We start from the raw sequence: 24542 nt of genomic DNA, 5'->3' as shown, positions 1-24542 counted from the left end.
CTGGTGGTCCGGCAGGGTCACCGACGTCGAGCCGCTGCCGGGACTTGCCCGATCGGCGCCCGATCCCCTACCCCCGCGACATGACCGACCTGCCCGACACCCCGCATCAGGCCGCCGCCGAGCTGGAGGCGCTCGCCGCCACGATCGCGCACCACAACCGTCTCTACCACACGCTCGACGCGCCCGAGATCGCGGACGCCGACTATGATGCGCTGGTCCGCCGCAACGCCGCGATCGAGGCGGCCTTCCCCGATCTCGTTCGCGCGGATTCGCCCGCCCGGTCCGTCGGCGCGGCGCCGGCCGGGCACCTTGCCAAGGTCGCACATGCGCGGGCGATGATGAGCCTCGACAACGCCTTCGCCGACGACGAGGTCGTCGAATTCGTCGCCCGCGTGCGCCGTTTCCTGCGGCTGGGCGACGACGAACCCGTCGCGCTCACCGCCGAAACCAAGATCGACGGCCTGTCCTGCTCGCTGCGCTACGAACGGGGGCTGCTGGTGCAGGCGCTCACCCGCGGCGACGGGACCACGGGCGAGGACGTGACCGCCAACGTCCGCACGATCGGCGACATTCCGCAGCGCCTGCACGGCGACGCGCCCGCGGTGTTCGAGATCCGCGGCGAGATCTACATGGCCAAGGCCGACTTCGCGGCGCTCAACGCGCGGCTGCTGGCCGAGGCCGCCGACCCCGCCAAGGCGCGCCGCTTCGCTAATCCGCGCAACGCGGCGGCGGGATCGCTGCGCCAGAAGGACGCCGGCGTCACCGCGAGCCGCCCGCTGCGCTTCTTCGCGCACGGCTGGGGGGAGGCGACCGACCTGCCCGCCGATACGCAGGCCGGGGTGATCGCGGCGATCCGCGACTGGGGACTGCCGATCGCCGACGGTTTCACCTGCGCTGCGGGCATCGATGCGGCGCTTGCCGCCTATCGCGCGATCGAGGCGCGGCGCGCCGACCTCCCCTTCGACATCGACGGCGTCGTCTACAAGGTCGACCGGCTCGACTGGCAGCAGCGGCTGGGACAGGTCGCGAAGGCGCCCCGCTGGGCGATCGCGCACAAGTTTCCCGCCGAACGCGCGCAGACGACGCTCAACGCGATCGACATCCAGGTCGGCCGCACCGGCAAGCTGACCCCGGTCGCCCGGCTCGAACCCGTCACCGTCGGCGGGGTCGTCGTCACCAATGCGACGCTGCACAACGCGGACGAGATCGGCCGGCTGGGGGTGCGCCCCGGCGATCGCGTCGTCCTGCAACGGGCCGGCGACGTCATTCCGCAGATCGTCGAGAATGTGTCGCGCGACGACACGCGCGCGCCATGGCCCTTCCCCACCCGGTGTCCGGACTGTGGATCGGCAGCGGAGCGCGAACCCGGCGAGGTCGATTTCCGCTGTTCGGGCGGCCTCATCTGTCCGGCGCAACGGGTCGAGCGGCTGCGCCATTTCGCCTCGCGCCACGCGCTCGACATCGACGGGCTGGGGATCACCAATATCGAGAGCTTCTTCCGCGATTCGCTGATCGACGCGCCGGCGGACATCTATCGCCTGACCGAGGCGGCGCTGCTCGCGCGCGAACGCTGGGCGACGGTGTCGGCGCGCAACCTGATCGCGGCGATCGACGCCAAGCGCACCCCGCCGCTCGACCGCTTCCTGTTCGCACTCGGCATCCGCCATGTCGGCGAGGTCACCGCGCGCGATCTCGCTCGTCGCTGGCGCAGCTGGGACGGGCTGATGGGCATGATCGCCCGCGCGATCGCCGAGCGCGACGCGCTCGCCCCCGCGATCGGCGAGAGCGACGACAGGCACCTCGCCCGCGTGGCCAAGGCGCTCGCCGCGGTGGTGGACACCAAACAGGTCGGGCCCGAAGTCGCGCTGGCGCTGGTCGATTTCTTCGCCGAGCCGCACAATCGCGCCGCCGTCGACGACCTGCTGACCGAGGTCACCCCAGCCGACCTCGTCTGGGAAACGCGCGCGTCGCCGGTTAGCGGCAAGACCCTGGTCTTCACCGGCAAGCTCGAAACGCTGAGCCGCGACGAGGCCAAGGCACAGGCGGAAGCGCTCGGCGCCCGCGTCGCCGCCTCGGTGTCGGCGAAGACGGACATGGTGATCGCCGGCGCCGATGCGGGGTCCAAGCTGAAGAAGGCGACCGACCTCGGCGTCGCCGTCGTCACCGAGGCGGAATGGGCACAGATCGTCGCCGACGCTGCGTAAACCCGCCCGCGCCGGCTGGTTCCCTACGGCGCGGGCACCGCATGCAAAGCCCGGAAAGCGTGGCGTTTTTGCAACGCACAAAAAGGGAAGATGCCCTGTCCCCCTTCGCGACTCGCCAATGTCACAAACCCGCAATATTCAACCCACATGGGCCGCGGCAACGGCGATGAAACGTGCCGCGATTTTCGAGCGTGCTGCTCAAAGGGGACACTAGCGATGCGTAATAACCTTTTCCTGGGCGTGGCCGCGGTCGCGCTGATCGTTCCGGCCGCCGCATCGGCGCAGGAGACGACGTCGACGATCCGCGGCACGGTCACCGCGAATGGTGCACCGGTTTCGGGTGCCACCGTCACCGTCATTAACGTTCCCTCGAACACCCGCACCGAAACGACCACCAGCGCGGACGGATCGTTCACGCAGTCGGGTCTGCGCGTCGGCGGACCGTTCACCGTGGAGATCACTAGCCCCCAGGGCAATACGACGGTTACGGACATCTTCACCGTCGCCCAGCAGGCATTCGAACTGCCGGTGGAGCTTGCCGCAGCAACGGCATCGGGCGGAGCAGGCGAGGATATCGTCGTCACGGCGCGGTCCATCGCGGGGGCCGGCACGGTTGGTAGCGGCCTCCGTACGGTGCTGACGCAGGAAGACATCCGCAAGGTTGCCTCGGTCAATCGCGACATCCGAGACTTGGAGCGTCGAGACCCCCTGGCGACCTTGGACCTGTCGAACAGCCGCGCAGTCAGCTTTGCGGGCGTCAACCCGCGTTTCAACCGCTTCACCATCAATGGTGTACAGGTGGGTGACAATTTCGGCTTGAATTCCGATGCCAACCCGACTGGCCGCGGTCCGATCCCGTTCGACGCGATCAGCCAGTTCTCCGTGTCGATCGCTCCTATCGACATCCGTCAGGGAAATTTTCAGGGTGGCGCGATCGACACGGTGCTGCTGTCGGGAACGAACGAATTCCACGGCACCGGCTTCTATTCGCAAAGCCGCGATTCCCTGCAGGGCAAGCGCATCGGATCGAACGTCTTCGTAACGCCGAAGTACAATTCGGAAACTTATGGCGCCACCTTCTCCGGTCCGCTGATCGCAGACAAGCTGTTCTTCATGGTGTCGGCCGAGCGCAACACGGACCCGCGACCGCTGACGCCTAGCACCATCGGTCAGATCCCGGGACTTAGCCAAGCTCAGGTCGATCAAATTACCGGTATCGCGAAGTCGGTTTACAGCTACGATCCGGGCGGTGTGGTTTCGATCAACAATCAGAAGGACGAGAAGATCGTCGGTCGGATTGATTGGAACATCACCACAGGTCAGCGCTTGTCGCTTTCTTATATCAATGCATATGAATCGAGCACGGTCGCCCAGGGCAGCAGCACCTCGACTTCGACGCCTGGGCTGGGCTTGGCGTCCGATTACTATCAGCGTAGCGTTCTGTTGCGTGCGGGAATCGCCCAGTTGAACTCCGACTGGACGGACAATCTGTCGACGGAAGCGCGTTTCATCTACAAGTCCAACAAGGTTGGATCGACCCCGTTGCTGGGCAACAATTTTGCACAGTTCACCGTCTGCACATCGCCGACGAGTGTGGTTCAGGCGACGGGCAACCTCGTCAACTCGTGCGGAACCGGCAATCCGACCGTCGTCTTCGGCCCGGATATCAGCCGTCAGGCAAATGAACTGTTTTTCGATACGTGGGGCGGGTCTTTCGAAGCGCGCTATACTGCCGAGGGACATGAGGTAAAGGCGCTTGCGGAGGTAAACGCCAACCGAACCTATAACTATTTCCTGCAACGTGTTAACGGCGCATATTACTTCGACTCCATTGCTGATTTTCAGAACCGCGCGGCCTCGCAGTTCGACTATTCGAATGCTGTTTCATTGAACTCGCGTGATGCCGCTGCTGATTTCCGTTATCAGCAATACACGTTTGGCCTTCAGGATACGTGGAGCATCAGCGACGCGCTGACGCTGACCTATGGTGCGCGCTATGATCTCTATGCGATGCGCAGTCAGGTTGCACCGAACGATAGCTTCTTCAACCGTTACGGGTTTTACAACACCAAGACGTATAAGGGCCTCGACAATTTCCAGCCGCGCATCCAGGCGGAATGGAAGCCGATCCACGATCTAAGGCTCCGTGCTGGCGCGGCGGTCTTCGGTGGCGGCTCACCTGACATTTATCTGTCGAACAGCTTCTCGAATACCGGCATCCTGACCAACCGGATTTCGACGGTCACCCGGGCGCTTGCCGCTGGTGGTGTCACCACCACTTGTGCTTCGCCCTACAACACGACCGCGTTGAACGGTGTTTGCACCGCGGCATTGAATGGCGTCACAGGCACGAGCATTCCTGCTTCGGTGAACAATTATCTCGCGACGGCAACAGCGTCGCTTCGCACCGCACCGGTGAACGCCATTGCGCAGGACTTCCGCCTCCCGTCGGTCACCAAGCTTACGCTGTCGGCCGATTACAAGCTGTTCGGCTTCAACGTTGGTGCCAACTATCTTTACACGATGACCAACGATGCGGTGACGTTCACCGATCTACGATCGGTACAGATCGGCACACTGCCGGATGGCCGCCCGCGTTATAACTTCCTGCCGACGCCGGGCGTCACCGGTCAAACCGCCGACACGAATTCCGACATCCTGCTCTTCAACACGGGCAAGGGGCGCAGCCATATCGCCGTGATCCGCTTCGACAAGACATTCGATTTCGGACTGTCCGTCGGCGGCAGCTATACCTATCAGGATATCAAGGACGTCAGTCCTGCATCGTCGTCCACCGCGACGTCGAACTATGCCAACACAGCAATGTCCGATCCCAACAATGCTCCCTACGGCATTTCGGCAGATCAGACGAAGTGGGCGTTTAAGTACAACCTCGGCTTCGACCATGCATTCTTTGGCGACTATAAGACGACGTTCCAACTGTTTGGCGAGACCCGTGCGGGACGGCCGTTTAGCTACACGATGCAGAGCACCGGCAACCGCTCGCCGGTGTTCGGCACCCTCGGCACGGGTCTGGGAACAAGCGGCGACAGCCGTTTCCTATTCTATGTACCGACCGGCACCACCGATCCGATTGTAAGCTACGATTCCGCGGATACGCAGACTGCCGTCGAGAACCTGATTAGCAACAGCGTGTTGAACAAGTACCGCGGGCGTATTGCGCCGCGTAACATTGCGCGGAACAGAGCTTTTACCCGCATCGATCTCCATCTTGAGCAGGAGCTGCCGACATTCATCGGTGGTTCGCGCGTGTCGATCTTCGGTGATATCGAGAACTTGCCCAATCTGCTGAACAAGGATTGGGGTGGCCTTCGCCAGCTTGGCTTTCCGCAATACGCTCCGCTGGTTCAGGTTGCCTGTTTGAGTGTCGCGACGCCGACCGGTACCGCTCCTGGGACCGGCGTGGTCAACACGACGCCAACGCAGCGCTGCGCGCAATACCGTTACACCTCCTTCCGCACGCCGAACACGGCGGCGCCGAACATCGCCAACTCGCTTTACCTGATCCGCGTCGGCGCCCGCTTCTCCTTCTGACAGCGAGCACCCGCAACGCGCGCCCTACGGGCCGCCGTTTCCATCCGGGAGCGGCGGCCCTTCTTTTTTGCACCCCGGCGCCTGCCCGTGTAGAGACGCGCGGGACATGGCGACGCTTCCCGCCCCACCCCGCCCCGCGCTCAACGTGCGCCCCTTCTTCGAGAACAAGAGCCGCGCGTTCTGGACGTTGCAGGCGGTCGGCTGGACCGGCTACCTGCTGCTGCGCGGCGCCTCTTCGCTCAGCAACCTGTCGCTCGACGCGATCATCCCGGTGATCGTCGAGGCGATCGTCGGCTATTGCGTGACGCTGTTGCTCTCGACGCTGTATGGCTATTTCCGCAGCCTGCCGCGCGTGCCGGGGCTGATCCTGACGATCGTCGCCTTTGCGGGTGCGACGCTGTTCTGGGCGTTCCTCGACGCCTTTACGTGGTCGCTGATCCAGAACGACCAGCCCGGGGTCACGCTGCCGCGGCTGCTCGTCACCATCTACGTCACCTTCACCGCCCTGTTCGGCTGGTCGGCGCTGTATTTCGGGATCAACTTCTACCTGATCGTCGAAGACCAGATCGACCAGATGCAGCACCTGGAGAACCAGGCGTCGTCGGCGCAGCTGGCGATGCTGCGCTATCAGCTCAATCCGCACTTCCTGTTCAACACGCTCAACTCGATCTCGACGCTGGTGCTGCTGAAGCAGACCGAGCGGGCGAACGCCATGTTGAGCCGCTTGTCGTCGTTCCTGCGTTACACGCTCGCCAACGAACCGACCGCGCACGTCACGGTCGCGCAGGAGGTCGAGACGCTGAAGCTGTACCTGGAGATCGAGAAGATGCGCTTCGAGGAGCGGCTGCGCCCCAAATTCGACATCGACCAGGCGGCCGAGCGCGCGCGCCTGCCCTCGCTGCTGCTCCAGCCGCTGGTCGAGAATGCGATCAAATATGCAGTCAGCACGCAGGAGGACGGTGCCGAAATCTGCGTGCGCGTGCGGCTCGCCGGGGATCGCGTGCAGATCGGCGTATCCGACACCGGGCCGGGTTTGCAGGACGGACGCGCGATGCCAAGCCTTTCAACCGGCGTGGGTCTCCCCAATATCAGGGAGCGGCTGGTCCAGGCCTATGGCCCGGACCACCGTTTCGAGACGCGTACCACGCCGGCTGGAGGCTTTTCGGTGGATATCGAGATTCCCTTCCAGCTCGACGATCTGAGTAGAGAGGCCGCATGACGATCAGAACCATCCTGGTGGACGACGAACCACTCGCGATCCAGGGGCTGGAGCTTCGGCTCCAGGCGCATGATGACATCGAGATCATCGAGAAATGCTCCAACGGCCGCGAGGCGATCCGGGCGATCAAGACGCACAAGCCCGACCTCGTCTTCCTCGACATCCAGATGCCCGGGTTCGACGGCTTTTCGGTGGTGCAGGGGTTGATGGAGGTCGAACCGCCGCTGTTCGTCTTCGTCACCGCCTATTCCGACCATGCGTTGCGCGCGTTCGAGGCGCAGGCGGTGGATTATCTGATGAAGCCGGTGGAGGAATCGCGTCTCGCCGACACGATCGAACGGGTGCGGCAAAGGCTTAGCGAAAAGCGCGGCGTCGAGGAGGTGGAGAAGCTGAAGGAGGTGCTTGCCGAGCATGCGCCGGAGGCGGCCGCGGACATGGCCGATGGCGGCGCGGGCGACGCAGTCAGCGCCAACCGCTTCGAAAAGCTCATCAACATCAAGGATCGCGGGCAGATTTTCCGCGTCGACGTCGACACGATCGAGCGGATCGATGCGGCCGGCGATTACATGTGCATCTACACCGGCGACAATACGCTGATCCTGCGCGAAACGATGAAGGATCTGGAAAAGCGGCTCGACCCGCGGCGCTTCCAGCGCGTCCACCGGTCGACGATCGTCAACCTCGACCTCGTGAAGCAGGTGAAGCCGCACACCAACGGCGAATGCTTCCTGGTGCTGAATTCGGGCGCCAGCGTGAAGGTCAGCCGCAGCTATCGCGACGTGGTCGCCCGCTTCGTCCACTGACGGCGGTGCGGCCCTCGCGGAGAGGGCCGCCCGTACGCTAGAGCGCCTTGCGGCCGGTGAAGAGCTGGATCAGGCCGACGATGACCGCGATCACCAGCAGGATGTGGATCAGCCCGCCCGCGATGTGGAGCGAAAAGCCCAGCAGCCAGAGGACCAGCAGGATTACGGCGATCGTCCACAACATCGTCAGGCTTCCCTTCCAAACGCACGCGTGACCGACAGGGCCCAGCGTCGGAAACAAAACGTTACGTGTGCGGCGACTGTTCCGTAGCCGTGACCAAATCCGGCAGCAGGCGCCCTTGCGTGGGGGCGGCCGGCAGCCCGTCGTGCGTTAACCATATTTTCCAACGCTGCGGTCATTTGCCGGTTATACACGGGCGCCATGCGGGGTTCCCTTGCCACGTTCGGCGTCTTGCTTTCGGTGTCGATCGGCAGCGCATGCGCCGCGGCGGCGGCGCCATCGGGGGGACTGCTCGACTATGTCGGCCAGTGCGTGCCGTTCGCGCGGGCGGCCTCGGGCATCCGGATCTTCGGCGATGCCTGGACGTGGTGGGACCAAGCGGAGGGGCGCTACGACCGCGGCCACGCGCCGCGGACGGGATCGGTCATCGTCTTCGCGCGCACCGGGCGGCTGCCGATGGGTCATGTCGCGGTGGTCAGCAGGATCGTCGAGCGGCGGGTGCTGATGCTGACCCATGCCAATTGGTCGCGCCGGAACGGCGAGCGCGGCCATGCCGAGCAGGACGTGACGCTGTACGACGTGTCGACCGGCAACGATTGGAGCGAGGTCAAGGTCTGGTACCGCGATGTCGATGGGCTGGGCGGCGGCATCTATCCGGTGAAGGGCTTCATCTACGGCGGACGTCCATCGCCCCAGCTGACCGCGCGCAATCCCGACTATGTCGGGGCGCTGATCGACGCCTATGTTCCGGGGGCCGGCCGCTAGGCGAAGCCGCCACCGGCCCTCTCGACCTGCCCGCGTCGGCGTGCCACATTCCCGACACACCTCGGGGAATTCACATGCGCGCGCTCTTCACCGCCTCCGCCATCGCCGTGACGCTCGCCACCGCCGTGGCCGCGCAACAATTGCCCTCGGACATCCCCAAGACGTTCAAGCCGGTCGACATGCAGGCCGATTACGAGCGGCGCGTGGTCGAGATCCCGATGCGCGACGGGGTCAAGCTGCACACCGTCATCTTCCAGAAGCGTGGCGTCACCGATGCGCCGATCATCCTGCAGCGCACGCCCTATGGCGCGGACGGCCCGACGGGTCGCGACACCAGCCCCAGCTTCCGCATGGTGGTGCGCCCGCCCGATGCGATGCTGATCGACGCGGGCTATATCCGCGTCTGGCAGGACGTGCGCGGCAAGCACGGGTCGCAGGGCGCCTATGTCAACGAACGGCCGCTGATCGGGCCGCTGAACGGGACGAAGGTCGACCATTCCACCGACGCCTACGACACGATCGACTGGCTGGTGAAAAATCTCAAAAACAGCAACGGGCGTGTCGGCATCACCGGCACCAGCTACGACGGCATGATGGCGGCGATGGCGCTGGTGAAGCCGCACCCCGCGCTGAAGGCGGCGGTGCCGATGAACCCGGTCATCAACACCTGGATGGGGGACGACGACTTCCATGGCGGCGCTTATCGCATGGTCGGCTATGATTATTATTTCAGCCAGGACACCGCCAAGGGCAGCGCAGGCGACCTGTGGCGCGACGATTACGACGATTACAACACCTTCCTGAAGGCGGTGTCGGCGAGCGGCTTTGCCAGGAGCCGCGGGCTCTTCCAGCTGCCGGTGGCGCAGCGGCTGCACGATCACCCGACCTATGACGCCTATTGGCAGGCGCAGGCGCTCGAGACGATCCTGCCGCGCCAGCCGCAGACGGTGCCGACGCTCTGGGTCGCGTCGCAATGGGACCAGGAGGACATCTATGGCGCGATCGCCGCCTATATGGCGGTGAGCAAGGTCGACCCCGATCACGTCAACCATCTCGCGATCGGCCCCTGGGCGCATGGCGGCGCCAACGGCGACGGATCGACGCTGGGGGCGCTGCGGTTCGATTCGGACACCGCGCTGTGGTTTCGGCGCGAGGTGCTGCTGCCCTTCTGGGACGCGCATCTGAAGACGAACGCACCGGCCGCTGCGCCGCTCGCCCCCGTGGTCGCGTTCCAGACCGGCACCAACCGCTGGCAGAGCCTGCCGGGCTGGCCGCTGGCCTGCCCCGGCACGACCTGCGCCGCACCGATGCGGCGGCTGTATTTCGCCGGCGACGGCGGCCTCGCGTCGACGGTGTCGACCGGCACCGGCACCGACAGCTATGTGTCCGACCCGGCGCGGCCGATCCCCTATCGCCTGCGCCCGATCCGCCCGACCTATGCCTCGGGATCGACGTGGCGGCAGTGGCTGGTCGACGACCAGCGGCCGTTTTCGGACCGGCCCGACGTGCTCGTCTACCAGACCGAGCCGCTGACCGAACCGGTCGCCATCTCGGGCGCGGCGATCGTCGATCTGGTCGCCAGCACCACCGGAACCGATGGCGATTTCGTCGCCAAGCTGATCGACGTCTATCCAGCGGAATACGGCGAAAAGCCGGAGATGTCGGGCTATCAATTGCCCGTCGCGATGGACATCCTGCGCGGGCGGTATCGCAACAGCTTCTCGGCGCCCGAACCGATCACGCCCGGCGCGATGACCGGCTACAAGATCCAGCTGCCGCACGCCAACCACGTCTTCCTGCCCGGCCACCGGATCATGATCCAGGTGCAGTCGAGCTGGTTCCCGCTCTACGACCGCAATCCGCAGACCTACGTCCCCAATATCTTCGACGCGAGGCCGGCCGATTATCGCAAGGCGACAATAACCATCGGTCGCGGCGCGGCGCAGGGCAGCTACGTCGAACTGCCGGTGGTCCCCGCGAAATAGCGCACCGGGCTGTCCTGCGCGGGGCTTCGCGCCTAGCGTCACGGCATGACCAGCCCGCCATTCGTCATCCACAGCCAAAACCGGGGGCCGCAACGGTGTTCCTGAACTTCCTCGACGAGCTTCGCGCCGCCGGCATCCCCGCCAGCCTGAAGGAGCATCTGGTCCTGCTCGAGGCGCTCGATGCCGAGGTCATCGATTCGACGCCCGAGGCCTTTTATTATCTCGCCCGCGCCACCTATGTGAAGGACGAGGGGCTGCTCGATCGGTTCGACCAGGTCTTCGCCAAGGTGTTCCGCGGCATCGCCACCACCTATGGCACCCAGGCGGAGGACATTCCCGCCGACTGGCTGAAGGCGGTCGCGGAGAAATACCTGACCCCCGAAGAGATGGCGAAGATCGAGTCGCTCGGCTCGTGGGACGAGATCATGGCGACGCTGAAGCAGCGGCTCGAGGAACAGCAGGGCCGCCACCAGGGTGGCAACAAGTGGATCGGCACCGGCGGCACCAGCCCCTATGGCAACGGCGGCTACAATCCGGAGGGCGTGCGGATCGGCGGCGAAGGCCGGCACCAGCGCGCGATCAAGGTCTGGGACCAGCGCGAATTCCGCAACCTCGATTCGACGCGCGAGCTCGGCACGCGCAACATCAAGGTCGCGTTACGGCGCCTGCGCCGCTTCGCGCGCGAAGGCGCCGCCGACGAACTCGACATCGACGGCACGATCGACGGCACCGCGCGCCAGGGGTGGCTCGACGTCCGGATGCGTCCCGAGCGGCGCAATGCGGTGAAGCTGCTGCTGTTCCTCGACGTCGGCGGCTCGATGGACCCCTGGGTCAAGCTGTGCGAGGAATTGTTCAGCGCGGCGACCGCGGAATTCAAGAACCTCGAATTCTTCTATTTCCACAATTGTCCCTATGAAGGCGTGTGGAAGGACAACCGCCGTCGCTTCGCCGAGCGCACGCCGATGTGGGACGTGCTCCACAAGTTCGGTCACGACTACAAGCTCGTCTTCGTCGGCGATGCGTCGATGAGCCCCTATGAGATCACGCATCCCGGCGGATCGGTCGAACACGCCAACGAAGAGGCCGGCGCGGTGTGGATGCAACGGCTGACCAACACCTATCCCGCCGCGGTGTGGCTCAATCCGGTGCCCGACACGCAATGGGGATACAGCCAGTCGATCCGCATCCTGCGCGAGCTGATGACGGACCGCATGTACCCGCTGACCCTTGCCGGACTGGACGAGGCGATGCGGGAACTGACGCGCAAGCGCTAGATCGGCATCGCCGTTCGTGCTAGACTTTGACTGGTTCGGGAGATGGGCCATGCGTTGCTTGTCGTTGCTGCTAGTGCTGACGCCTACGGCGCTGCATGCCGGGCCGCTGCCCGGTTCGCGCATGCCGGTCCTTGGGGCTGTCCCGCGTGCGTGCGCGGCGAAGGCGACGAAGCGGATCGGCGACCGGCCGCCGCCGCCGTTGCGCAAGCTGGGCGACATGCCGCCGGCCGAGCCCTTCTACACCGTGCTGCGCGAGGTCGACGGCTGTCCGATACCGGTGAGGGTCGTCACGCCGCTCGCCGCCCCGCGGCTCAGGGGCGGCTGACGACCCCGCCGACCAGCGATCGCGCGACTCCGGTCGTACCCGGAAAGCTGATCGGCAGGCCGCGCAGCGTACGGACCGCCATATAGGCGAAACCCTCCGCCTCCATCGCATCGCCGTTCCAGCCCAGCGTATCGCTCGGTTCGGGGGTCAGTCCGGTGCGCTCGGCGATCATGCGCAGCATCGTCGGATTGTGGCGTCCCCCACCCGCGACGATCAGCCGCCGCGGCCGCTCGGGCAGCCGGTCGATCGCCTCGTTGACGCTCGCCGCGGTAAAGGCGGTCAGCGTCGCGGCGCCGTCCGCCGCCGCCAGTCCGCGCGCCGGCTGGATGGTGAAATCGTTGCGGTCCAGGCTTTTGGGTGGCGCCAGCTCGAAAAAGCCATGATCGAGCATGCCGGTCAGCACCGCCTCGTCGACCCGCCCCGCCGCCGCCAGCCTGCCGCCCTCGTCAAAGCGCGCGCCGGTTTCCGCCTCCACCCAGCTGTCGATCAGCCCGTTGGCGGGACCGGTGTCGAACGCGACCAGCGCGCCGTCGCTGCCGACGAAGGTGACGTTCGCGACTCCCCCCAGGTTGAGCACCGCCACGGGCAGGTCGAGTCCCGCGACCAGCGCGGCGTGATAGACCGGCAGCAGCGGCGCGCCCTGCCCGCCCGCCGCCACGTCGGCGCTGCGGAAGTCGGCGACGACCGCGATACCGGTGGCGCGCGCCAGCACGGCGCCGTCGCCGATCTGCCATGTCCAGCCGCGATCGGGACGATGCGCGACCGTCTGGCCGTGATAGCCGATGACGTCGACCGCGCCGGGCTCGACGCCCGCCTCGCGCAGCAGCTTGTGCACCGCCAGCGCGTGGGTGCGGTCGATCAGGTCGCCCGCCGCGACCAGATCCGGGCTGGCGCGCGGCCGGTCGAAGGTCAGCGCCAGCGCGGTCGCCGCCGCCAGCTGCGCGCGCGCGGCGTCGGAATAGGGTTCGCCGCGAAATGCGATCGCGCGCACCTGCCCCTCGCCGTCGGTTTCGATCAGCGCCGCGTCGATCCCGTCGAGCGACGTTCCCGACATCAGTCCCATTGCCAGCATGTTCGCGACTCCCCGGCCGGCTCTGCCGCCCGGCCGCCGGCCTGTCGAGCGTCACCCGCCTGCGATGCGACGAACGCGCGCTGTCGGGCCGCGAACCGCGCGTCGGGCGGCGCCATCTGGCGAAGCGCGGCGAAAACGACTATGTGCGCCCCACTCATGGCAACTCGTCTCCCCTCCCCGCCGCGCGTCGGCATGGTGTCGCTCGGCTGTCCCAAGAACCTCGTCGACAGCGAGCGCATCCTGACGCAGCTGCGCGCCGACGGCTATCAAATGTCCGCCGACTATGCCGGCGCCGACGTCGTGCTCGTCAACACCTGCGGCTTCCTCGACAGCGCGAAGGAGGAAAGCCTCGAGGCAATCGGCGAGGCGATCGCCGAGAACGGCCGCGTCATCGTCACCGGCTGCATGGGCAAGGAGGCGGAGGTGATCCGCACCCGCTTCCCGCAGGTGCTCGCTGTGACCGGCGCGCATCAGTATGAGCAGGTGGTGGAGGCGGTGCATGCGGCCGCGCCGGCGAACCTGTCGCCCTATATCGACCTGATCCCCGACGCCGGCCTCAAGCTGACGCCGCGGCACTATAGCTACCTCAAGATTTCGGAAGGCTGCAACCACCGCTGCTCGTTCTGCATCATCCCGTCGCTGCGCGGCGACCTCGTCAGCCGCCGCCCTGACGCGATCCTGCGCGAGGCGGAAAAGCTGGTCGCGGCCGGCACGCGCGAGCTGCTCGTCATCAGTCAGGACACCTCGGCCTATGGCATCGACATCCGCAAGGAGCCGCGGATGTGGCACGGCCGCGAGGTCGTGCCGCACATGACCGATCTCGCGCGCGAACTCGGCCGGATCGCGCCGTGGGTCCGCCTGCACTACGTCTATCCCTATCCGCACGTCGACCAGGTCATTCCGCTGATGGCAGAGGGGCTGGTCCTCCCCTATCTCGACATCCCGTTCCAGCATGCCGCGCCGTCGGTGCTGAAGCGCATGAAGCGTCCGGGCAACGATGCCAAGGTCCTGAGCCGCATCCACCAGTGGCGCGACATCTGTCCGGACATCGCGATCCGCTCGACCTTCGTCGTCGGCTTCCCCGGCGAGACGGAGGCGGATTTCGAATATCTCCTCGACTGGCTCGACGAGGCGCAGCTCGACCGCGTCGGCGCGTTCCGCTTCGAACCCGTCGAGGGTGCCGCCGCCAACGCCCTGCCCGACCACGTCCCCGAGGCGCTAAAGGAGGAACGCTACCAGCGCATCATGGCGAAGACCGCCGCGATCAGCGCTGCCAAGCTCGCCGCCAAGGTCGGCCGCACGCTGCCCGTCATCATCGACGAGGTCGGCGACGAAGGCGCGACCGGCCGCAGCCAGGCCGACGCGCCGGAGATCGACGGCCAGGTCTTCCTGCGCGATGCCGCGCACTTGGCGGTCGGCGACATCGTCGGCGTGAGCATCGAGGATGCCGACGACCACGACCTGTACGGCGTGCCGGTCTAGCGGCCCTGCGTCCGGCACGGGGAGCCATGGCACGATGATGACGCGGCTGGCGATCCACGGCTATCGATCGATTCGCGACCTGACGCTGGAACTGTCGCCGCTCACCGTCGTCACCGGTACCAACGGCGCCGGCAAGTCGAGTCTGTATCGCGCGCTGCGGTTGCTCGCAGACGTCGCGCAAGGGCGCCTGATCGCCTCGCTCGCGCGCGACGGCGGGCTGGCATCGGTGCTCTGGGCCGGCCCCGAACGGATCAGCCGCGACATGCGTGCCGGCCGCATGCCTGTGCAGGGCACGGTGCGCAGCGGACCGGTCAGCCTTAAGCTAGGATTCTCGGGTCCCGATTTCGGCTATGCGATCGATCTCGGACCGCCGATCCCCGGCACCGGCTTCGCGCACGATCCGGAGATCAAGGTCGAGGCGATGTGGACCGGTGACCTGTGCCGCCGCGCCACGACGTTCGCCGAGCGGCGCGGCCGGACCGTCAGCCTGCGCTCGAACGAAACGGGCGAATGGCGACGCAGTCCGATCGACCTGTCGGGGTTCGAATCGATGGTGACCCACGCCGCGGATCCGGTCGACGGACTCGAACTGCTGTTGATGCGCGAACGGATGCGCGACTGGCGATTCTACGACGCATTGCGCACCGATCAGGATGCGCCCGCCCGCAAGGCGCAGGTCGTCACCTATACGCCGGTGATGGCGGGCGACGGATCCGATCTGGTCGCCGCCATCGCGACGATCCGCGCCTTCGGCGACGAGGACGCCCTCGCCGCCGCGATCGACGACGCCTTCCCGGGGTCGGGAATCGACCTTGGCGATGGCGGGATGGAGAATGCGGTGCTCGCGATGCGCCAGCCCGGCATGCTCAGACCGATGCGGGCGCCGGAACTGTCGGACGGCACGCTGCGCTACGTGATGCTGGTCGCCGCGCTGCTCTCGCCGCGACCGCCCGGGCTGATGGTGCTCAACGAACCCGAAGCCAGCCTTCACCCGTCGCTGCTGCCCGCGCTCGCCCGCCTGTTGCTGGCGGCGGCCCGGCGCTGTCAGATCGTCGTCGTCTCGCACAACGACACGCTCGTCGACGCGCTGCGCGGCGGCGGTGACGTCGGCGATATCGAGCTGGAAAAGGACATGGGGGAAACGCGCACGCGCGATCGCATCGGCCCGCGGTGGGAATGGCCCAAACGCTGACGACGATTTCACTATCGTCCGCCGACGCCGGTGTGGCAGCAAGGCGCGATGCAGTGCCGCCCCCTCATCGCCCTGACTGCCGCCAGCCTGTCGGTCGCAGCCCTTCCCGCCACCGCCCAAGACCTGACCACGGCCGAGCGGATCGCGGTCGACAAGGTGGTGGCCGACGGCCTCGCCAGCACCGGCACGCCATCGGCGCAGGTCGCCGTGGTTCGCGGCGGCAGGATCGTGCTGGTCAAGGCCTATGGCAGGCAATCGGACGCGGCGCCCGCGCGGCCGGAGGCGCCGTACCAGATCGCGTCGATCTCCAAGCAGTTCACCGCCGCCGCGCTGCTGCTGCTGGAGGATGACGGCAAGCTGTCGATGGACGACACGGTCGCCAGATGGTTGCCGGGGATCAGCGGCGGCGACCGCATCACCATCCGCCAGTTGCTTTCCCACACCGCCGGATTGCAGGATTACTGGCCGCAGGATTATAGTTTCGCCGCGATGGAGAAACCGACGACGCCGCAGGCGATCGTCGATCGCTGGGCGAAGAAGCCGCTCGATTTCGCGCCCGGCACGCAGTGGCAATATTCCAACACCGGCTATGTCGTCGCCGGCCTGATCGCCGAAAAGGCTGCGGGCGAACCGCTGATGGCCTTTCTCCAGCGGCGCATCTTCCGGCCGCTCGGCATCACGGCGATCGATCAGGACAAGGCGGTCGGCGGCAGCTTCCCCGTCGGCTATCACCGCAACGCGCTGGGGCCGGTGCGGGCCGCGCCGCCCCCCGCGGAGGGATGGCTGTTCGCCGCCGGCGAACTGTCGATGAGCGCGGGCGATCTCGCCAAATGGGACGTCGCGCGGCTGAACCGCAGCCTGCTGCCCGCCGACGACTGGGCGGCGCAGGAAAAGCCCGTGCTGCTCGCCGACGGCAGTACGACCAATTACGGCCTCGGCGTCAGCCTCGGCAATCGTGCGGGCGAGGCCTATGTCGAGCATAGCGGCGAGGCGGTCGGCTTCCTGTCCGAAAACATCGTGTTCCCGGACCGCAAGGCGGCGATCGTGGTGCTCACCAACGCCGATTTCGGCGACGCCTTCGTCACCATCGCGCAGGGGATTGCCAAGGTCGTGCTGCCCGCGGGCGCGGACGCGATCGAGGCGACCCGGACCAGGGCCGCACGCGCGATGTTCGACGCGCTGCGCAACGGCACGCTCGACCGCACCCGCCTGACCGCGAATGCCTCCTATTATTTCACGCCGCAGGTGCTCGCCGACTACAGGGCCAGCCTGTCGCCGCTCGGCGAACCCACCGGGTTCGAGCTCGCCGCCCCCAAGCGGCTGCGCGGCGGCTTCGTCCAGCGCCGCTACACGGTGACCTATCCCAAACAGAAATTGTCGATCGGCACCTTCGCCGAACCGGACGGCGGCGAGCGCTACGAACAATTCCTCGTCAGCCCGGCGAACTAGGATGGTCGAAGCCCTGCTCCAGCCCGATCGCGGCCAGCCCGCGCGTACCATTGCGATCGTCGCGCCCGCCGACCACGACGGCTGGCTGGCCGTGCAACCGGCGCGCGTGCGCGCCGCTCTGGCGGCACAGCGCTTCGCCGGCACGCCCGGCAGCCACGCGGTCTACGCCGATGAGGACGTGCAGGCGGTGGTGGTCGCGCCCCGCCCCGGCCCCTGGATGCTTGCAAAGCTCGTGGAGGCGCTGCCGGCCGGCACCTATCGCGTCGCGGGCGACCTCGGCCCCGCCGCGCTCGGATGGGTGCTCGGCCAGTACCGCTTCGACCGCTACCGCACGGTGGAGGATGCGGGCGCGCGCGTGCTGCTGACCACCGAAGTCGCCGCGATCGACGAGACGCTGCGCATCGCCGCGGCGACCGCGCTGGTCCGCGACCTCGTCAACACCGGAGCCGGCGATCTCGGCCCGGCCGAGCTGGAAGCGGCGGCCGACGCGCTCGCGCGGCGTTACGGCGCGACGATGACCGTCACCCGCGGCGATGCGCTCGCCACCGGTTATCCGCTGATCCACGCGGTCGGACAGGCCGCCGAAAAGGCGCGCGCGCCGCGGCTCATCGAACTGGAATGGGGCGATCCCGCGCATCCGCGCGTCGCGCTGGTCGGCAAGGGCGTGACGTTCGACACCGGCGGGCTCGACATCAAGCCGGCGGCGGGCATGCGGCTGATGAAGAAGGACATGGGCGGCGCGGCACACGCGCTCGCGCTTGCCGATCTGGTGATGGCGGCGCAGCTGCCGGTGCGGCTCCATCTGCTGATCCCCGCGGTGGAAAATGCGATCGCCGGCAATGCGTTTCGCCCCGGCGACGTGCTGCGCAGCCGGCTCGGCCCGACGATCGAGAACACCAACACCGATGCCGAGGGACGACTGATCCTCGCGGACGCCCTTGCCAGGGCCGGTGAGGGCGCGCCGGCGCTGATCCTCGATTTCGCCACCCTGACCGGGGCGGCACGGGTCGCGCTCGGCCCCGACCTGCCACCGCTGTTCACGGACGACGACGCGCTGGCGCAGGCGGTGCTGGCAGCTGGCGAGGCGCTCGACGACCCGCTGTGGCGGATGCCGCTGTGGGACGGGTATGACGAGATGCTGAGGTCGGACATCGCCGACATGGTCAACGCTCCCGACGGCGGTTTCGCCGGTGCGATCACCGCGGCATTGTTCCTGCGCCGGTTCGTGCCGAAGGGGGTGGCATGGGCGCATATGGACGTCTTCGCGTGGCGCCCTGCCGCCAGACCCGGCCGTCCCAAGGGCGGCGACGCCTTTGCGCTGCGCGCCTGCTACGCGATGCTGAAGCAACGCTACCCGCGGTAGCGGCCCCTACCCTATTGGTCGATCGTCGGCGGATCGATGTCCCATTGCTGGTCGCGCAGCACCGTCGACCGCACCGGCCGGCCGGCCGCATCGCGCCACGGGACGTAACGGAAGCGCTTTTCGATCGCGCGGCACGTCGCCTGGTCCATCAGCGTGTTGCCGCTCGACCGCGCCACGGTGCAACCGGTGACGCGCCCGTTCGTCTCGACGCGATAGCGGACGCCGACAACGCCGCGAAAGCCGATGTCGAGGATCGGGTCGGGGATATCCGAACCCTTGATCCGGCCGTCGATCAGCCGGGGTACGCGTTCGAACCCGCTGCCGTCGCCATCGCCGTCGCCACCCGCCCCGTTACCGTCGCCGATGCCGCCGGCGCCCGTCCCCGGTCCGGCGCGATCCGACGCGCCTGAGGTCGCCTGCACGCCGATATTGGGGAGCGGCGCGACGACGACCGGTGGCGGCGGCGCGAGCTGGATGACGGGCACTGGTGCGGTGACCTCCGTCGCCTTCGATCGCAGGTTCGGCGGCGACGCGCGGCCGCTCGGGCGGTTGATTTTGCGCGGCGGCGGGATCACCCGTTCGGGCGGCGGCGGCGGGACCGCCAGGTCGAACGTCGCGAGCGCCTGCTGCACCGGCTGCGCCGTGCCGCCGAACGCCAGACCGAGCACGAGGGCATAGCCGAGCGCCACGACGATCAGCGCGGTCAGCGCCGCGGCGCCGAGCCGTTCGCGCAAGGGAGCGGGTGCGATCACCATCACCAGATGATAAGCCCGCGCGCCTTTCGCAACGCTGACCGCTACAGGCCCGCCGCCGCCTCGATGATCGGCACGAACTTGGCGGCGGTCAGGCTGGCACCGCCGACGAGCGCGCCATCGACGTTCTCGCAGGCGAGGATTGTCGCCGCATTCTCACCGGTGACCGACCCGCCGTACAGGATCCGTACGCCGTCGGCGGCATCGCCGATCAGCATCCGCAGCTTGGCGCGCGCGATCGAATGGATCGCGGCGATCTGTTCGAGCGTCGGGGTGCGGCCGGTGCCGATCGCCCAGCGCGGTTCGTAGGCGAGCGTGAACCAGCTGCCGTCGGCATTGTCGGGAACGGATTTCTCGATCTGCGCCTGGACGACGCGCTCGGCGCGGTCGGCGTCGCGCTCCGCCTCGGTCTCGCCGCAACACGATATGACGTGCAGCCCCTGCCGGCGCGCCGCGGCGGCCTTCGCCCAGGCGTCGTGGCTGGTTTCGCCCTGGTCCGCGCGGCGCTCGCTGTGGCCGACGATCGCGAATCGCGCACCCGCCTCGACCACCATCGCGGCGGAGACGCAGCCGGTATGCGCGCCGGCCTCCGCTTCGTGCACGTCCTCGGCACCGATCTGCAACGCGGGCACCCGCTCCGCCGCCGGCGCGATCAGCGTGAAGGGCACCGCGATCGCCACGTCGACCCCCGGTGCGGCGGCGGCGGCCGCGGCGATGCCGTCCAGCTCGGCCAGACTGGCGCGCGATCCGTTCATCTTCCAATTGCCCGCCACGAGCTTGCGCCGCGTCATCCGACCTCCTGTTTTACATGTTCAACAGGCGATGCGCCCTCGCGCGCTTGAAGGCAAGGCGCAGCCCCCCTAAAGCACCCCGCGACTATTCAAGGGACGATCGGCCTTCCATGCTCAGCTTCTTCCGCCGGATCATCAATTCCAAGGCCGGCATCGTCGTCACCTTCATCGTCCTCGGCGTCATCGCACTGGCGTTCGCGGCGGGTGACGTCACCGGGCTGAGCGGCAGCAAGACGGGGCTGACGGGCGATGCCGTCGCGTCGGTCGGCGGGCAAAAGGTCGTCGCCGCCGAACTGCGCAATCGCGTCCAGACCGAGTTGCAGGCCGCGCGCCAGCAGGACCCGACCGCGACGATGGAACAGCTGCTGGCGCAGGGCGGGCTGCAATCGACGCTCGACCGTACGATCAACAGCCTCGCGCTCGACGCCTTCGGGCACGACCAGGGGATGGTCGTCAGCAAGCGGTCGGTCGATGGCGTGATCGCCAGCATTCCCGGCCTGCGCGGCCCCAACGGCCAGTTCGATCCCAACCTGTACCAGCGCCTGCTCGCCGACCAGAAGCTGACCGACGCGCAGATCCGCACCGACATCGCCCGCGACATCATGGCGCAGCAGCTGATGCTGCCGACGCAGGGCGCGACGCAGGTGCCGATGAAGGTCGCGTTGCCCTATGCCTCGCTGATGCTGGAGCGGCGCAGCGGCCAGATCGGCATCATCCCGGCGAGCGCCGCGGATGCCGGCCCGGCGCCGACCGACGCGGATCTTGCCGCTTTCTATCGCCGCAACGTCGCGCGCTACACCGTGCCGGAACGGCGCGTCGTGCGCTACGCCACCGTCTCGCCGGACCAGGTGAAGGCACGCGCGGTGCCCACCGATGCCGAGGTCGCCGCCGCCTACAAGCAACAGGCCGGCCGCTTCGCCGCCGCCGAAAAGCGCACGATCAGCCAGGTCGTCGTCGCCGACCGTGCGGGCGCGGATGCGCTCGCCGCCAAGGTGCGGGGAGGCGCCGCGATCGCGGATGCCGCGCGCGGTGCCGGGCTCGAACCCGCCGTGCAGACCGGCGTCACCAAGACCGCCTATGCCGCGACCAGCAGCCCGGCGATCGCCGACGCGGCGTTCGCCGCCGGCAAGGGTGCGCTGGTCGGGCCGATCCGCGGGCCCCTCGGCTGGATCGTCGCGCGCGTCGACGTGATCGAACAGACCGCGGGCAAGACGCTCGAACAGGCGCGGCCGGAGCTCGTCGCCGACCTCTCGAAGCAGAAGCTGCAGCAGGCGCTGGCGGACGTCCATGACAAGCTCGACGACGCGCTCGCCCGCAACGCGACCTTCGACGAGGCGGTCGCCGACCAGAAACTGAGCGCGCGGACCACCCCGGCGCTGCTCGCCAACGGCACCGATCCCGACGCGCCGGCCAAGCCCGATCCCGCGGTCGTGCCGGTCGTCGCCGCCGCGTTCCAGATGGTCGAGGGCGATCCGGCACAGCTGGTGCCCGTCGGCACCGACGGCGGCTTCGCGGTCGTCGCGATCGGCCGCGTCGTCGCGGCGGCACCGCGGCCGCTGGCGCAGGTCCGGACGCAGGTGCTCGCCGACGTCTCGGCCGATCGTGCCCGTACCGCCGCGCGCAAGCTGGCGACCGTTATCCTAGCGCGCGTCGACAAGGGCATGCCGCTGGCGCAGGCGATGGCCGCATCGGGCCGGCGCCTTCCCCCGGTGCAGCCGGCGGCGGCATCGCGCGCGCAGCTCGCGGCACAGCAGGGCAACGTCCAGCCGCCGCTCGCGCTGATGTTCAGCATGGCGCAGGGACATGCCAAGCTGCTCGAGGCGCCCGACAGGGCGGGCTGGATGATCGTCAAGCTCGACACGATCGTCCCCGGCAACGCCGCGGGCACGCCGGCAGCGATCGCCGGCACGCGCGGCAGCATCGCGCGTCTGGTCGGCCGCGAATATGCCGAACAGTTCGCGCGCGCGGTGCGCAACGTCGTCGGCGTCAAGACCGACGCCGGCGCGCTTGGCCGGGTACGCGCCGACCTGGCTGGCACCGGCAACTGATCGTGGCGGGGGCGCCGCGGGCGGACGGCATGACGCATGCCGCGGTCGCGGCGCTGGCCGAGGGTCGGCCGGCCTTCGTCTGGCGGCGGCAGGTCGCCGATACCGAGACACCCGTCGCCGCCGCGCTCAAGCTGATCGAACCCGGCCGGGGCGACTATCTGCTCGAATCGGTCGAGGGCGGGGCGACGCGCGGCCGTCACAGCCTGATCGGCCTTGCCCCCGACCTCGTCTTTCGCGCGCACGGCGACCATGCGGAGATCAACCGCGCCTGGGCGACGGATCGCGACGCGTTCCGCCCCGCCGGGCAACCGACGCTGGCCGCGCTGCGCGCGCTGGTCGCCGAATGCCGCGCCGACGTGCCCGCCGAGCTGCCGCGCGCGCTCGCCTGCCTCGTCGGCTATTTCGGCTATGAGACGATCGGCCTCGTCGAGCGGCTGGACAGTCCGGCGCACGATCCGCTCGGGCTTCCCGACATGCTGTTCGTGCGACCGACGGTGGTCTGCGTCTTCGACCGGCTCGCCGACGCGCTGTACCTGGTCGCGCCGGTATGGCCCGACCCGACGCGCGATCCCGCTGCGCAGGTCGCGGCGGCGCACGACCGGCTCGACGTCACCGCCGCGCGGCTCGCCAACACGCCCCTGCCCGCGCCGGTCAGGGCCGATCCCGACGCGCTGTCCTACACCCCCGCGATCCCGCCGGCGCGCTACGCCGAGATGATGACGCGCGCGCAGGCCTATATCCGGGCCGGCGATATCTTTCAGGTCGTGCTCGCGCAGCGCTTTTCGGCACCCTTCGCGCTGCCGCCATTCGAACTGTACCGCAGCCTGCGCCGGATCAATCCGTCGCCGTTCCTGTACCACCTCGACCTGCCCGGCTTCGCGCTGATCGGCTCCAGCCCGGAAATCCTCGTCCGGGTGCGCGATGGCGAGGTCACGATCCGCCCGATCGCCGGCACCCGCCCCCGCGGCAAGACCGCGGCCGAGGACGAGGCGAATCGCGAGAGCCTGCTCGCCGATCCCAAGGAACGTGCCGAGCACCTGATGCTGCTCGACCTCGGCCGCAACGATGTCGGCCGGGCCGCCGCGCCGGGATCGGTGCGGGTCACGGCGAGCTACGGCATCGAATTATACAGCCATGTGATGCACATCGTCAGCAACGTCGTCGGCGCCCTGTCGCCTGCGGCGGATGCCATCGACGCCCTGTTCGCAGGATTTCCCGCCGGGACGGTCAGCGGCGCGCCCAAGGTCCGCGCCTGCCAGATCATCGCCGAGCTGGAGCCCGAACGCCGCGGTGCCTATGCCGGTGGCGTCGGCTATTTCTCCCCCGACGGGTCGATGGATTCGTGCATCGTGCTGCGCACCGCGGTGGTCAAGGACGGCACCATCCACGCGCAGGCGGGCGCCGGCATCGTCGCGGACAGCGTGCCCGCATACGAACAGCGCGAGTGCGAGGCGAAGGCCGGTGCGATCCTCGCCGCCGCGCGGGACGCCGTGACGCGGGCGTCGGAGAGCGGGTTCGGCCAATAGGCCGGACGGCGCCGGCCTGCCCTCCGATCGCCGTGGCTCAGGGAGTCTGGTTCTCTGCATCCCGCTGCGCGCGGCGCTCCGCGGCCCATTGCCGGTTGGTGGCGAGCGCGCACCCGCTCTGGCCGCCGGTGCCGACCGGCGAACAGGTATCGGGCAGCCCGCCGGCGACCCGGCTGACCTGATCGACCGTCGCGGCGCGGTTGCCCCACGCCTGGTTCTGCGCCGGAATCGGGGCGCTGTCGCGGAACTGCTTGGGGATGCGATAGGGCTGGTCGAGCGTCGAACAGATGACGATCTCCTCGCCCGAGCTCTGGGGACATTTCTGGCCGGCGGACAGCGTGACGCTGCGCACCCGCTGCGGCGGGGTGCCCGAACCGTCGGCCGCCTGCGGGCTGGCCTGTGCATCCGCGACCGCGGGCGAGGTCTGTGCACCCGCGACCGCGGGCAGGGCGACCAGGGCGGCGAAAAGCAACGGACGGATCATGACGGGCGTCTCCTTCTTCGGGCTCAACGTGCAAGCGACGCCGTTTCTCCCGGCTTCGTCTGGATGCGCACG

General features: G+C 68.1%; 19 protein-coding genes. 14 read left to right on the top strand and 5 right to left on the bottom strand.

From position 1 onward, the window contains the following. Nucleotides 1–80 precede the first annotated feature (80 nt). The 4 genes from ligA (at nucleotide 81) to LPN01_RS00670 (ending at nucleotide 7781) form a co-directional block, all read left to right on the top strand. Nucleotides 81–2204, top strand: coding sequence for an NAD-dependent DNA ligase LigA (gene ligA, locus LPN01_RS00685; RefSeq protein ID WP_262826436.1), 2124 nt, complete (start codon nucleotides 81–83; stop codon nucleotides 2202–2204). A gap of 216 nt (nucleotides 2205–2420) precedes the next feature. Continuing rightward, a complete protein-coding gene (locus tag LPN01_RS00680; RefSeq protein WP_262826435.1) occupies nucleotides 2421–5759 on the top strand; it encodes a TonB-dependent receptor in 3339 nt (1112 codons plus the stop codon). Nucleotides 5760–5865: 106 nt separating this feature from the next. After that, nucleotides 5866–6978 carry a sensor histidine kinase gene (locus tag LPN01_RS00675; protein WP_262826434.1) on the top strand — a complete coding sequence of 371 codons (1113 nt, stop codon included), beginning with the start codon at nucleotides 5866–5868 and terminating at the stop codon, nucleotides 6976–6978. Then, entirely contained in the window at nucleotides 6975–7781 is an 807-nt protein-coding gene (locus LPN01_RS00670) for a LytR/AlgR family response regulator transcription factor (RefSeq protein ID WP_262826433.1), read from the top strand. Before LPN01_RS00675 ends, LPN01_RS00670 begins: the two co-directional genes overlap by 4 nt. Nucleotides 7782–7818: 37 nt before the next feature. Here the strand turns inward: LPN01_RS00670 and LPN01_RS00665 are convergent, their stop codons facing one another. Next, the gene (locus LPN01_RS00665) at nucleotides 7819–7965 is read right to left on the bottom strand and encodes a lmo0937 family membrane protein (protein WP_262826432.1); all 147 of its coding nucleotides are present in this window, start codon (nucleotides 7963–7965) and stop codon (nucleotides 7819–7821) included. Nucleotides 7966–8163: 198 nt separating this feature from the next. On the opposite strand from LPN01_RS00665, the gene LPN01_RS00660 reads away from it, so the two are divergent. The 4 genes from LPN01_RS00660 (at nucleotide 8164) to LPN01_RS00645 (ending at nucleotide 12311) form a co-directional block, all read left to right on the top strand. Continuing rightward, the gene (locus tag LPN01_RS00660; RefSeq protein ID WP_262826431.1) at nucleotides 8164–8727 is read left to right on the top strand and encodes a CHAP domain-containing protein; all 564 of its coding nucleotides are present in this window, start codon (nucleotides 8164–8166) and stop codon (nucleotides 8725–8727) included. 74 nt (nucleotides 8728–8801) lie between these two features. After that, entirely contained in the window at nucleotides 8802–10712 is a 1911-nt protein-coding gene (locus LPN01_RS00655; RefSeq protein ID WP_262826430.1) for a CocE/NonD family hydrolase, read from the top strand. 95 nt (nucleotides 10713–10807) lie between these two features. Beyond that, a complete protein-coding gene (locus LPN01_RS00650) occupies nucleotides 10808–11986 on the top strand; it encodes a vWA domain-containing protein (protein ID WP_262826429.1) in 1179 nt (392 codons plus the stop codon). Between the two features lie 49 nt (nucleotides 11987–12035). Continuing rightward, nucleotides 12036–12311, top strand: coding sequence for a hypothetical protein (locus tag LPN01_RS00645; protein WP_262826428.1), 276 nt, complete (start codon nucleotides 12036–12038; stop codon nucleotides 12309–12311). Here the strand turns inward: LPN01_RS00645 and LPN01_RS00640 are convergent. Further along, nucleotides 12298–13383, bottom strand: a complete 1086-nt coding sequence (locus tag LPN01_RS00640; RefSeq protein WP_262826427.1) for an anhydro-N-acetylmuramic acid kinase — start codon at nucleotides 13381–13383, stop codon at nucleotides 12298–12300. The two genes, LPN01_RS00645 and LPN01_RS00640, sit on opposite strands and share 14 nt — an antisense overlap. Before the next feature lie 156 nt (nucleotides 13384–13539). On the opposite strand from LPN01_RS00640, the gene rimO reads away from it, so the two are divergent. Genes rimO through LPN01_RS00620 form a run of 4 tightly spaced genes read left to right on the top strand, consistent with a single transcriptional unit; the run spans nucleotide 13540 to nucleotide 18869 of the window. After that, nucleotides 13540–14865, top strand: a complete 1326-nt coding sequence (gene rimO, locus LPN01_RS00635; protein WP_262826426.1) for a 30S ribosomal protein S12 methylthiotransferase RimO — start codon at nucleotides 13540–13542, stop codon at nucleotides 14863–14865. A gap of 34 nt (nucleotides 14866–14899) precedes the next feature. Next, nucleotides 14900–16057, top strand: a complete 1158-nt coding sequence (locus tag LPN01_RS00630) for an AAA family ATPase (protein WP_262826425.1) — start codon at nucleotides 14900–14902, stop codon at nucleotides 16055–16057. A 48-nt stretch (nucleotides 16058–16105) separates the two neighbouring features. After that, complete coding sequence (locus tag LPN01_RS00625) at nucleotides 16106–17506, top strand: serine hydrolase domain-containing protein (protein WP_262826424.1); 1401 nt, start codon at nucleotides 16106–16108, stop codon at nucleotides 17504–17506. Between the two features lies 1 nt (nucleotide 17507). Further along, nucleotides 17508–18869: a leucyl aminopeptidase family protein gene (locus tag LPN01_RS00620; RefSeq protein ID WP_262826423.1), complete on the top strand. Its 1362-nt coding sequence runs from the start codon at nucleotides 17508–17510 to the stop codon at nucleotides 18867–18869. An 11-nt stretch (nucleotides 18870–18880) separates the two neighbouring features. Here the strand turns inward: LPN01_RS00620 and LPN01_RS00615 are convergent, their stop codons facing one another. Then, the gene (locus LPN01_RS00615; protein ID WP_262826422.1) at nucleotides 18881–19624 is read right to left on the bottom strand and encodes an energy transducer TonB; all 744 of its coding nucleotides are present in this window, start codon (nucleotides 19622–19624) and stop codon (nucleotides 18881–18883) included. A gap of 41 nt (nucleotides 19625–19665) precedes the next feature. Then, on the bottom strand, nucleotides 19666–20412 hold the full coding sequence (gene tpiA / locus LPN01_RS00610) for a triose-phosphate isomerase (RefSeq protein ID WP_262826421.1): 747 nt from the start codon (nucleotides 20410–20412) through the stop codon (nucleotides 19666–19668). 110 nt (nucleotides 20413–20522) lie between these two features. Between tpiA and LPN01_RS00605 the strand changes: the two genes are divergently transcribed. Further along, nucleotides 20523–22460, top strand: coding sequence for a peptidylprolyl isomerase (locus LPN01_RS00605; RefSeq protein WP_262826420.1), 1938 nt, complete (start codon nucleotides 20523–20525; stop codon nucleotides 22458–22460). Between the two features lie 29 nt (nucleotides 22461–22489). Next, nucleotides 22490–23986, top strand: coding sequence for an anthranilate synthase component I family protein (locus tag LPN01_RS00600; RefSeq protein ID WP_262826419.1), 1497 nt, complete (start codon nucleotides 22490–22492; stop codon nucleotides 23984–23986). Nucleotides 23987–24023: 37 nt separating this feature from the next. On the opposite strand, the gene LPN01_RS00595 is transcribed toward LPN01_RS00600, so the two are convergent. Further along, the gene (locus LPN01_RS00595; protein WP_262826418.1) at nucleotides 24024–24470 is read right to left on the bottom strand and encodes a hypothetical protein; all 447 of its coding nucleotides are present in this window, start codon (nucleotides 24468–24470) and stop codon (nucleotides 24024–24026) included. Between the last annotated feature and the right edge of the window lie 72 nt (nucleotides 24471–24542).

Origin of the sequence: Sphingomonas sp. A2-49, from assembly GCF_025548555.1 — a bacterium.
Classification (GTDB): domain Bacteria; phylum Pseudomonadota; class Alphaproteobacteria; order Sphingomonadales; family Sphingomonadaceae; genus Sphingomonas.
The sequence above is the reverse complement of the archived record's forward strand: the minus strand, read 5'-3'. Positions and strand labels throughout refer to the sequence as shown.

Bases quoted from the DNA above. Each gene is read 5' to 3' on its own strand.
- ligA (WP_262826436.1), top strand. From the start codon at position 81: ATGACCGACCTGCCCGACACCCCGCATCAGGCCGCCGCCGAGCTGGAG.
- LPN01_RS00680 (WP_262826435.1), top strand. From the start codon at position 2,421: ATGCGTAATAACCTTTTCCTGGGCGTGGCCGCGGTCGCGCTGATCGTT.
- LPN01_RS00675 (WP_262826434.1), top strand. From the start codon at position 5,866: ATGGCGACGCTTCCCGCCCCACCCCGCCCCGCGCTCAACGTGCGCCCC.
- LPN01_RS00670 (WP_262826433.1), top strand. From the start codon at position 6,975: ATGACGATCAGAACCATCCTGGTGGACGACGAACCACTCGCGATCCAG.
- LPN01_RS00665 (WP_262826432.1), bottom strand. From the start codon at position 7,965: ATGTTGTGGACGATCGCCGTAATCCTGCTGGTCCTCTGGCTGCTGGGC.
- LPN01_RS00660 (WP_262826431.1), top strand. From the start codon at position 8,164: ATGCGGGGTTCCCTTGCCACGTTCGGCGTCTTGCTTTCGGTGTCGATC.
- LPN01_RS00655 (WP_262826430.1), top strand. From the start codon at position 8,802: ATGCGCGCGCTCTTCACCGCCTCCGCCATCGCCGTGACGCTCGCCACC.
- LPN01_RS00645 (WP_262826428.1), top strand. From the start codon at position 12,036: ATGCGTTGCTTGTCGTTGCTGCTAGTGCTGACGCCTACGGCGCTGCAT.
- LPN01_RS00640 (WP_262826427.1), bottom strand. From the start codon at position 13,383: ATGCTGGCAATGGGACTGATGTCGGGAACGTCGCTCGACGGGATCGAC.
- rimO (WP_262826426.1), top strand. From the start codon at position 13,540: ATGGCAACTCGTCTCCCCTCCCCGCCGCGCGTCGGCATGGTGTCGCTC.
- LPN01_RS00630 (WP_262826425.1), top strand. From the start codon at position 14,900: ATGATGACGCGGCTGGCGATCCACGGCTATCGATCGATTCGCGACCTG.
- LPN01_RS00625 (WP_262826424.1), top strand. From the start codon at position 16,106: ATGCAGTGCCGCCCCCTCATCGCCCTGACTGCCGCCAGCCTGTCGGTC.
- LPN01_RS00620 (WP_262826423.1), top strand. From the start codon at position 17,508: ATGGTCGAAGCCCTGCTCCAGCCCGATCGCGGCCAGCCCGCGCGTACC.
- LPN01_RS00615 (WP_262826422.1), bottom strand. From the start codon at position 19,624: ATGGTGATCGCACCCGCTCCCTTGCGCGAACGGCTCGGCGCCGCGGCG.
- tpiA (WP_262826421.1), bottom strand. From the start codon at position 20,412: ATGACGCGGCGCAAGCTCGTGGCGGGCAATTGGAAGATGAACGGATCG.
- LPN01_RS00605 (WP_262826420.1), top strand. From the start codon at position 20,523: ATGCTCAGCTTCTTCCGCCGGATCATCAATTCCAAGGCCGGCATCGTC.
- LPN01_RS00600 (WP_262826419.1), top strand. From the start codon at position 22,490: ATGACGCATGCCGCGGTCGCGGCGCTGGCCGAGGGTCGGCCGGCCTTC.
- LPN01_RS00595 (WP_262826418.1), bottom strand. From the start codon at position 24,470: ATGATCCGTCCGTTGCTTTTCGCCGCCCTGGTCGCCCTGCCCGCGGTC.